This window comes from Bradyrhizobium sp. (genome assembly GCF_019242285.1).
GTDB lineage: Bacteria > Pseudomonadota > Alphaproteobacteria > Rhizobiales > Xanthobacteraceae > Bradyrhizobium.
Genome location: NZ_JAFAVV010000575.1, coordinates 20198 through 29747, shown reverse-complemented (window position 1 = coordinate 29747; position 9550 = coordinate 20198). Strand labels below are relative to the sequence as shown.

9 protein-coding genes are annotated in these 9550 nt (G+C 64.7%); 1 reads left to right on the top strand and 8 read right to left on the bottom strand.

Annotated elements, in window-relative coordinates; all coding sequences use genetic code 11:
• A partial coding sequence (locus tag JOY90_RS23430; protein ID WP_291693492.1) for a YeeE/YedE thiosulfate transporter family protein occupies positions 1–403 on the top strand: 403 nt, incomplete at its 5' end.
• On the opposite strand, the gene JOY90_RS23425 is transcribed toward JOY90_RS23430, so the two are convergent.
• The 8 genes from JOY90_RS23425 to JOY90_RS23390 all read right to left on the bottom strand — a co-directional run bounded on the left by JOY90_RS23425 (position 373) and on the right by JOY90_RS23390 (position 8895).
• Positions 373–1344, bottom strand: coding sequence for a fatty acid desaturase family protein (locus tag JOY90_RS23425; protein ID WP_291693491.1), 972 nt, complete (start codon positions 1342–1344; stop codon positions 373–375). The two genes, JOY90_RS23430 and JOY90_RS23425, sit on opposite strands and share 31 nt — an antisense overlap.
• A 29-nt stretch (positions 1345–1373) precedes the next feature.
• Positions 1374–2597, bottom strand: a complete 1224-nt coding sequence (locus JOY90_RS23420; protein ID WP_291693490.1) for an alpha/beta fold hydrolase — start codon at positions 2595–2597, stop codon at positions 1374–1376.
• 40 nt (positions 2598–2637) lie between these two features.
• A complete protein-coding gene (locus JOY90_RS23415) occupies positions 2638–3303 on the bottom strand; it encodes a sulfite oxidase-like oxidoreductase (RefSeq protein ID WP_291693489.1) in 666 nt (221 codons plus the stop codon).
• A gap of 79 nt (positions 3304–3382) precedes the next feature.
• On the bottom strand, positions 3383–4603 hold the full coding sequence (locus JOY90_RS23410; protein WP_291693488.1) for a cytochrome P450: 1221 nt from the start codon (positions 4601–4603) through the stop codon (positions 3383–3385).
• Positions 4604–4650: 47 nt separating this feature from the next.
• Positions 4651–4857, bottom strand: coding sequence for a ferredoxin (locus JOY90_RS23405; RefSeq protein WP_291693487.1), 207 nt, complete (start codon positions 4855–4857; stop codon positions 4651–4653).
• A gap of 198 nt (positions 4858–5055) precedes the next feature.
• The gene (locus JOY90_RS23400; protein WP_291693486.1) at positions 5056–5502 is read right to left on the bottom strand and encodes a hypothetical protein; all 447 of its coding nucleotides are present in this window, start codon (positions 5500–5502) and stop codon (positions 5056–5058) included.
• A 20-nt stretch (positions 5503–5522) separates the two neighbouring features.
• Positions 5523–6401, bottom strand: a complete 879-nt coding sequence (locus JOY90_RS23395; RefSeq protein WP_291693485.1) for a ParA family protein — start codon at positions 6399–6401, stop codon at positions 5523–5525.
• 181 nt (positions 6402–6582) lie between these two features.
• Complete coding sequence (locus tag JOY90_RS23390; RefSeq protein ID WP_291693484.1) at positions 6583–8895, bottom strand: hybrid sensor histidine kinase/response regulator; 2313 nt, start codon at positions 8893–8895, stop codon at positions 6583–6585.
• Positions 8896–9550 lie beyond the last annotated feature (655 nt).

The window sequence follows — 9550 nt, the reverse complement described above, 5'->3', positions numbered from 1 at the left end:
CGACGATTTCAATCCGGTGCCTGTGACCTCGCTGACCTTCATCGCGCCGATCGCCGACACGCTGCAATATGTGATGCTGTCGACCGGACTGACCCTGAATTTCGGCATCGCGACGGTTGCCGGCGTGTTCGCAGGCAGCCTGCTCATGGCGCTCGTCACCGGCCGTTTCAAGCTCGAAGGCTACCGGTCACCGGGTCACATGCTGCGCTCGGCCGGCGGCGCCGCGCTGATGGGCGCGGGCGGCGCGATGGCCTATGGCTGTTCGGTCGGGCAGGGCCTGACCGGAATCTCCACGCTGTCGCTCAGCTCCTTCGTCGCGGTTGCCGGAATTCTGCTCGGCACCGCCGCCGGCCTGCGCGGCGCACTCCGTGTTCAGCCGCTCGCAGTGGATGCGGCGCGCTGACGCGAGGTTGCGAGCCGCATCACCTCGAGATAGCCGGGCCGCACCTCCATCCGCTTGATCAGGCCCTTTTCGACCAGCAGCCGGTGCGCGTCCGGCAGGCGGTAGCACGGCAGGTACATGAACAGATGATGCTCGGCGTGATAGTTCACCCAGTAGGGCGCGATCAATGCGCGCTCGATCGGGTTTGCGAGCGTGGTGCGGGCATGGCTGAAGGGGTCCTCGCCGGTCGAGGTGCAGGCGTGCTCGGCGATGTTGCGGATGCGCGTCACGAAGGGCAGCCAGGTCGCCATCGCGAGCAGCCAGACGCCGACGAACCAGACGCCGGCGCCAGCGAGCCAGCACAGCAGAAACAACAGCGCATTGACGACGAGAAAGCGCACCGTCTTGTCCTTGCCGGCCGAGACGAAGCTCTCATGCGCGATCGACGCATCGCCCTCCGCCGGCTTGAACAGCGCCAGCAGCAGCGGCAGCCGCTGCTTGACGAAGGTCTGTCCGGTCAGGTCGCGGACCGCCTTGCGCCGGTAGCTGTCGGTGGTGACCGGAAACGGCGCCGACAGCGACAGGTCGGGATCTTCCGGCTGCTGGGTGAAGCGGTGATGCTGCAAATGATAGGAGCGGTAGCTCGAAAGATCGGCGCCGACCGGCACCGCGCACAGCCATTGCCCGATCCATTCATTCAACGTCTTGTCGGTGTGCAGCCCGCCATGGGCGGCCTCGTGCATCAGGATGGCGAGACCCAGTTGCCGCGTACCGGCCAGCATCACCGCGACGAGCCAGGTCAGGGGATTGGGCCACATCGTCACCAGCGCGATCGACGCCGCGATGGTGCCCCAGGCGTGCAGCACGAGCCACAGGCCGCGCCACGGGGTGCGCGAGGTCAGGCGGCGCCATTCCTCCGGCGTAAAGATGGTCTTGGGATCGATGCGCGAGACGGCGGGCATGGGCCTTTCCTCGTTTTCCCAATGCTAATTCAATCAGCGGCCTTCGTCACGATACGTATCTCCGAGGTCAATGTGCGGTGCACCGGGCATTTGTCGGCGATTTCGAGGATCTTCTGGCGCTGCTCCGCGTCGAGCGCGCCTTCGAGCCCGATCGAGACGTCGATCTGGTCCAGCAGGCCCACCTTCGTCTCGCATTCCGCGCAATCCTCGGCGTGGATCTTGCTGTGGCGCAGCGTCACCATGGCGCGCTCCAGCGGAAACGACTTGCGGTCGGCATAGAGCCGCATGGTCATCGACTTGCAGGCGCCGAGCGCCGCGAGCAGGAAGTCGTAGGGACCGGGCGCGGAGTCCATGCCGCCGACGGAGATGGGCTCGTCGGCCAGCATCTGGTGCGGCCCGACCGCGACCATGTTCTGGAATTTGCCGTTGCGGGTCTCGCGCACCGTGACCTGGCGCGGCTCCTCGCCGGGCGCGGGTGCCTGCGCTGGTGCCGCGGCCTCGACATAGCGGCTCGCCCAGGCGGCGATCACGTCGGCGACATAGGTGGTGTCGCGCCGGTTGCTCAGCAGATGATCGGCGTCGGCGAGCGAGACGAAGCTCTTGGGATGTTTTGCTTGTGTGAAGATGCGGGTGGCGTTGTCGATCGCGACCGTGTCGTCGGTCGGCGAATGCATCACCAGCAGCGCCTTGCGCAGCATGGTGACGCGCGCCATCAGCCCGTGCTCGTGGATGTCGTCGAGAAACTGGCGGGTGATCGTGAACGGGCGGCCGGCCAGCGCGACCTCGATCTTGCCCTCTCTGCGGATGTCCTCGATCTTGCCCTTGAACAGGTCGGTGACCTGCTCGGGATCGGAGGGGGCGGCGATGGTGACCACCGCCTTGGCCTCCTTGATCCGCCCGGCGGCGGCGAGAATGGCGGCGCCGCCGAGGCTGTGGCCGATCAGGATCGCCGGCGCCTTCTTGGTCTCGCGCAGATGGTCGGCGGCGCGGACCAGGTCGGCGATATTGGACGAGAAGGTCGCGTTGGCGAACTCGCCCTCGCTCGCGCCAAGCCCCGTGAAGTCGAAGCGGAGCACCGCGATCCCCCGCGCCGAAAGCGCGGCCGCGATCCGGCTCGCCGCCAGCACGTCCTTGCCGCAAGTGAAGCAATGCGCGAACAGCGCATAGGCTACGGGCTCGCGCTCGGGCAGGTCGAGCGCGGCGGCAAGCTGATGGCCGCCTTCGCCGGTGAAGGTGAATCGTTCAGTCGCCATGGATGCTCCCGTGAAAAACTCGAATGAGAAGGAAATCGCGTCAGTCGCCGGAATAGCGTTGCTCGGCCCAGGGATCGCCGCGGTTGTGATAGCCGCGCACCTCCCAATAGCCCGGCGCGTCATGCTCCAGGAATTCGATCGCCTGCAGCCATTTCGCGCTCTTCCAGAAGTAGAGATGCGGCACGACGAGGCGCACCGGGCCGCCATGCTCCACCTCCAGCGGTGCGCCCCACCAGCTATGCGCGAGCAGGGCGTCCTCGGCGGCGAAGTCTTCCAGCGCGAGATTGGTGGTGTAGCCGTCGTAGGAATGCAGCACGACGAAGCGCGCCTGCGCGCGGGGCTGGCAGGCGGCGAGCAGGTCGCGCGTCGCGAGCCCCGTCCACTGATTGTCGTAGCGCGACCAGGTGGTGACGCAGTGGATGTCGGAGGTGAATTGTGTCTGCTTCTGGGCCAGAAAGGCGGCAAAGCTCCAGAACACCGGCTGCTCGACCGCGCCATAGACGTCGAGGTGCCAGCGCTCGCGCGGGATGTCCGGCGTGAGCCCGAGGTCGAGCGTCGGCCAGTCGCGTGTGAGGTGCTGTCCCGGCGGCAGGCGCTCGGTTTCGGGACGTGCGATCCTGCCGGTGAGGAAGCGGCCTTCCTGTGCCCAGCGCTGCTTGCTGCGCGTCAGCTTGGAGTCCGGCGGCGGTTCCCGCTGCTCGGCCATTCGTTCTCGTCCTTCGTTCCGCGCCAGGCGCCGACCTTAGCGGACGGCTTGGCACGGAGGAAGCGCGAAAGCTGGACGCTCAGGCCGCTTTTCCGAACAGCAGCGGCAACTGCCGCGGGCCGCGCACGGTGCCCTCGGACCAGGTGACCTTGCCGGCCGGATCGAGCCGGAAATCCGGTATCCGCTTCAGCCATTCCTCGAGCGCGACCGTCATTTCCATGCGCGCGAGGTTGGAGCCGACGCAGCGGTGGATGCCGAGGCCGAAGGCGGCGTGGCGGTTCTCCTTGCGGTCGAGCACGACCTTGTCCGCGTCGGGGAACATCGCGGGGTCGCGGTTGGCGGCCGGGAACGACAGCAGCACCATGTTGCCGGGCTTGATCGGGCAGCCGCTGATGACCGTCTCCTTCATCACCTCCCGCGCCATGGTCACCGGCGAGTAGGCGCGCAGCAGCTCCTCCACCGCCATCGGCATCAAATGGGGCTCCTTCACCAGCCGCTCGCGATCCGCCGGCGTCCCCGCCAGATGCCAGAGCGAGGCGCCGATCGCGCTCCAGGTGGTGTCGATGCCGGCGATCAGCAGCAACCGCAGCGAGCCGAGCACGTGAGCTTCGTCCAGCGGCCTGCCGTCCTTGGTCCGCGCATTCATCATCGTGCTGATCAAATCGTCCGAGGGATGGGTCTTGCGATGCGCGACATGGCCGGCGAAATAGGTGTCCATCTCCTCGGCCGCCTTCATCAGCGTCTGCTGGTCCTTGATGCCGAGCTCGAGGATCTCGTGGATCCAGCGGATGAAGAGGTCGCCGTCCTTCTCGGGGATGCCGAGCATGTGGGCGATGGCGCGGACCGGGATGTGCCGCGTGTAGCGCGCCGCCGCGTCGCATCGGCCGTCGGCGATGAAGCCGTCGATCAGCTCGTTGCAGATCGCGCGCACCCGCGGCTCCAGTCTCTTCATCGCGTCCGGCGTGAACGGCGGCAGCAGGAGCTGCTTGGCCGGCTTGTGCTCCGGCGGATCGGAGGTGATCGGCGGCGCCTTCGCGGTCTGCTCGGGGCGGACGTCGCGCACGATCACGCGGCGCGAGGAGAAATGCTCGGTGTCGTTGGCGATCGCCCGCACGGCCTCATAGGTCGTCGGCATGTAGCAGCCGAGAAAGCGCTCGGTGCGCACCACGGGCGAGGCCGATCGCAATTCGTCCCAGATCGGGTAGGGGTTTTCCGTCCAGCGCGGATCGGTGTGATCGAAATCATTGACCCAGTCGGTGACCGGCGGATGTTCGGGCAGATAGCTCTCGGCATCGGACATGATGGGACTCCTGTTCGCTCGACGACGTTCGACACGGGTGCGGAGGATCACTCCTCCGTCACCTCGATCGCGATTTCCGGGCAATTGGTCTGCGCGAGATACGCCTTGTCCTCCAGCCCCGCGGGCACCACGCCGTCGCCGACCTCATGGGCGTTGCCGTATTCGTCGAGTTCGAACAGCTCCGGCGCGAGCGACTTGCAGCGCGCGTGGCCCTGGCACTTGTCCTGGTCGACGTGGATCTTCAGTTTTCCCATGGCGCGTGCCCCTCCTTGACGAATCGCGCGGCATGTTCTGCGCGCATCCCGTTTCCCTGTGCGCCGGTGCTGCCCTCGGCGCGCCGGCAAGTTATATCCTATTACATTTGCGCGGACGTTGTACTGTCAAGTAAAAAGATCGCGGTGGTGTGGCCGGGGACGATCCGGCGCAGGCCATCCTGCCAAGTTTGCGGCAGGCTACTTCCGCTGCGTCTTGGATGCCCGGGGCGACTTTGCCACGACCGACGTTGCCCAGAAGCCTTCGGCAATATCATCCCCGGATGCTTTGGGCTTTTTCCGTTTCTTGACGGAAGCTGTCTTTTCCGCCTTGTGCGGGCGGGGCTCGGGTTTGGCTGCGCCGCTGGCAAGCGCGATCAGATGTGACCTCGTCCACGCGGCCGAATCGGCTGGAGCCTGTGCGTGATGTGGATCGATTCGCCGCACCAGTGCTCTCGGGATTGCGTCAGCCAGATGTTCGAGGGCGAGCGCAAAGGTATCGGCGCCCAGCGCCTTGTAGATTCGCGTCAAGCGCTCGAGATCCAATGCCTGAGTCTTGAGTTGCGTTGCGACGATCTTCAGGGCTGCGGCGTCTGCGACATCGCACGATTCGGCGAACAGATCGGCATGACTGCCGACTGCTTTCAAGACAGCGAATCCATCCAGTCTCATTGCCATACCGCCTTCACCTCATCCGCGAGCTGCCCGTAAGACCTGGAAAGCGGAACCGGGTACTTCTGAAGATAGGTCTTGTGGTGCTTGCCCACTGACGTCGACACGGCTTGATTGTCCGGGATGACGGTCTCGAACAGGCAAAACTCGGATTCCTGTCTGGCGGCGTACTGACGCAGCAGATCGTGATACGCTTGCTGATCCTTGACCGGCTTTTTCCGGCTGATGAGCACATGGGGTTTGTGCCGCGAATTGGAACCGGCAGCGAGCTCGGGAAATACCCGCCGGACGAAGGCCTGCATGCCGTAAGTCGACAGATAGTCCGGAATGGTCGGGACGATGACGAGCTCGGCCAGCGACACTGCCGCCGCGGTGAAGGCCGAGATGCCGGGCGCGCAATCGACGATGATGTAGTCGAACTCCCGGCTGGCCGAGAGGAGGTCGGTCTCCAGCCGTTTCGTGGCCCGAGCTTCGATGGCATTCATTCCGTACCCTCTCTCCGTGAGCGCATATACGATTTCGCGTTCCGTGACCCTGAGATTCACCGACGATGCCAGCAGCGAGATCGGCAAGGGGGCCGCGCTGCGATGCGTGATGCTGCTTGCATTGTGATGTATCAGGTCCATCAGGGGAATCGGCTGATTGTGAACCAGACACGCCTCGAAATAGGCGTCAATGGTGCGATCATTCTGGATCAGGTCCGCCAGGACCCGGTCACCGGCTATCGAGTAGGAGGCGCTCGCCTGGGCGTCGAGATCGATCACGAGCACTTTCGCATTGTCGACGGCGGCCAGGGTTTCCGCGAGCGCGATAACCGTGGTGGTCTTGCCCACGCCGCCTTTCATGTTCACGACGGTAACGATCTTTGCAGGCACAATTCCGCTCCGAGCCCTCTGCTGGCGCGCCGGGGGCGCGGGCACAATCCAGGGTAGCTTCCTGATCCCGTGGGCAAATGCAAGCCCAACACGGTGGCGGATCAAATTTCGCGCGCGAGGAGCATGGCCTGTGCATCTGGCGCAGCCGCATGGTCGCATCAGCGAGGTTCGGCGCGATGATTCAGACCGGCTCCCTGGCCTTCATGGCGCCCCAGCGCATGATGGCGGCATAAAGCGCGTCGGGCTGGATCGGCTTGGTGAGAAAGTCGTTCATTCCGGCGACGAAGCTGCTCTCCCGCTGTCCCACCAGAGCATTGGCGGTCAGGGCGATGATCGGCACGTCGCGCGCGGGCCCGCCGAGCGCACGGATCGCTTTGGTCGCGGAGATGCCGTCCATCTCGGGCATCTGCATGTCCATCAGCACGAGGTCATAGGGTTTCTGCCGGACCGCGGCGACGGCATCCTTGCCGTTGCCGACGAAGTCCGCCCGGAGACCCTGCTTCTCGAGCAGTTTCGATACCAGCTTCCTGATGATGCTGTTGTCCTCGGCAACAAGGACGCTGAGATTGGCGGCGGCCTCGGGGTCGAGGACGGGCGCAAGAGACGGTGCGACGACCTCCGGCGGACCATCGGCCGCGCGACACTGCAGCGTGAACCAGAATTTGCTGCCGTGCCCCATCTCGCTCTCGACGCCGATATCGCCGCCCATCGTCCGGCACAGCAGCTTGCAGATGGCCAGGCCGAGACCCGTGCCGCCATATTTCCGCGAGACCGACGAATCGGCCTGGGTGAACGGCGTGAACAGCGATTCCCGGACATCCGGAGGAATGCCAGGTCCGCTGTCGATGACTTCGATGCGAAGCTCGATCAGCCCGCCGGCGACCGCACGGTGCGACGCGGCGACCCGGACCGTTCCTTGTTCGGTGAACTTGATCGCGTTGCCGACCAGATTGAGCAGGATCTGGCCAAGCCGGCTCGGATCGCCATTCAGATGGGCGGGCATGTCGTCACTGATCGACGTCTCGAGCTTGAGGCCCCGATCCCGTGCCTTGGGAGCCATCAGAAGCGCGACTGCGTTGACCGAGTTGCTGACGCTGAACGGGATCGATTCAGGCTCGAGCTGACCCGCTTCGAGCTTCGAGAAGTCGAGGATGTTGTTGACGACGGTGAGCAGGTTGCGCGCTGATTCGTTTGCGATGCCCGCGAGGCTCCGCTGCTCATGGTCGAGATCGGTCGCGGCGAGCAGATCGATCATGCCCATCATGCCGGCCATCGGGGTGCGGACCTCGTGGCTCATCATCGCCAGGAAATCGGATTTGGCCCGGCTCGCCGCCTCGGCGGCATCCTTGGCGACGCTGAGCGCCTCGGTCGTCGCAATGAGCTCGCTCTTCTGCGCTTCGAGGCTGTTGCGGGCCTGCACCAGCTCGGCGAGCCGCTCGGCAAGCATCGACGCCGCCTGCTCGCGTTGCCGGCCGATCAGGAGAAAAATGGAGACGATCACGACCGTCACCAGACAGGCGACCACGATCAGGAGCCTGGTTTGCTCTTTCCACTCGGCAAGCGCGGCGTCGGTCGCGATCGTCGTGATGACGACGATGGGAAAATTGCGCAGTTCGCGCGCCGAAGCCAACCGGTCGACGCCGTCGACCGGACTGATCGCGCGCGCCGTCGCAGGTCCCGGTCTTGCGATGGCTCGATTGAAAACCACTCCCCGGCGAACATCCTTCCCGATCGCATCGTCGGTGCGGGGAAGCCGCGCCAGCAGCACGCCGCTGCGGCTGGCAATGGTGATGGTGGTTCCAACGCCAAGGGAGAGCGTATCCAGGAATTTGTCGAACTGATAGGTATCGATGCGCCTCGTCATGACTCCGAGGAAGGCGCCGTTCGCGTTCAGCAGCCTGCGGGCGAGGATCGTGGTCGGCTTGCCCGTGATACGGCTGACGACCGGTTCCATCACCGTCGTCGCCGACGTCGTCTTGTCCTTGAACGACCGGAAATAGCCGCGATCCGCGATGGTGATGTTCGGAAGCGGGCCAGCCTGCGAGGTGTTGACGATGGCGCCGTTGGAATCGTACAGGAAGATGTCTCCGGTATCGAAGGTGTCGCTGTTATCGTCGGCCAGGAGCTCATGGATCGCCGGCGTGGACAGCCGCTGTCTGAAGTCCTCCAACGAGACGATATCGGAAATGGCCAGCCTTTTGGCAAGACGTGCCTGAGCGTCGACCAGATCTTCGAATTTCTGGTCGAAGTGTCGAGCGAGCAGAAGGCCGACATTCTCCAGATCACGCTCGGCGCTCACGATCGTCCGCGCGCGAAAGCTGTCGATCATGAGGGCGGTGCCGATCATGATGCCGGCGATCAGCAGGACGCCGCTCAGCAGGGTCCAGAGGATGCCAGGCCTGGTCGGCGCGGGCTTGCCGGTTGCCGGATCGCAAGGTCCGGGCGAGGCCGTTCTGGAGCCTGGTCGGTCGAGCGCGGTTCGAGAATTTTTCACTGTCACCCCCGAGACAGCGTGGGGCTTGAGTGATTGAAAAAGCCTTAGGGGCTGCGATCCAATCGCCGCTGCCGCGCTCTTTTGGTGCAAGATCCGCGACGTCGAGCCGGTCGCCGCGCTCGACCCCGCATGCGCACTGGGCTGCGATCCAGCATGGTCAATTTCTCGTTGCATTGGCGAAGAGGGATTTCCGTGATTTCACGGACTTCGCGCGAGCTGACGAGTTCGTAGGGCGGATTGGCGAACGCTGATCCGCCCTACGAATTGCGCGAGCGATTTGGCCGTCCTGTCCAGCCCTTCGGAAAAAAATAAATCGTTTGGCGATTTGCCGGCATCAGTCGTATCATCAGCGCCATCCCGCCTCCGATCGGAGGGGCGTTTCGCGATCGTCACGGACGTTGGAGGCGGGATGCGATGGACGTGTCGGTGCGCGAGACGAGCGCAGTCGACGCGGACTGCGAAGCCGTGTGGTCCCGATCCCCCGACGCTGGGATCAAGTTCTCGTGGATGACGAATCTGCGAGGCGACGGTGGCCAGAGAGCCCGGAGCACCGAGGAGATCACGGTATAAGCGTTAAAACCATCGCGCGGGGAATGCCGGGATGTCTCGGCTGAACCTGTGGTGACTGCCGCCTGCGTTTCTTGTTGCAGGCGGG

Excerpts from the sequence above, each read along its gene's own strand:
- JOY90_RS23405 (WP_291693487.1), bottom strand. The coding sequence starts at position 4,857 with ATGGGAAAACTGAAGATCCACGTCGACCAGGACAAGTGCCAGGGCCAC.
- JOY90_RS23415 (WP_291693489.1), bottom strand. The coding sequence starts at position 3,303 with ATGGCCGAGCAGCGGGAACCGCCGCCGGACTCCAAGCTGACGCGCAGC.
- JOY90_RS23425 (WP_291693491.1), bottom strand. The coding sequence starts at position 1,344 with ATGCCCGCCGTCTCGCGCATCGATCCCAAGACCATCTTTACGCCGGAG.
- JOY90_RS23410 (WP_291693488.1), bottom strand. The coding sequence starts at position 4,603 with ATGTCCGATGCCGAGAGCTATCTGCCCGAACATCCGCCGGTCACCGAC.
- JOY90_RS23420 (WP_291693490.1), bottom strand. The coding sequence starts at position 2,597 with ATGGCGACTGAACGATTCACCTTCACCGGCGAAGGCGGCCATCAGCTT.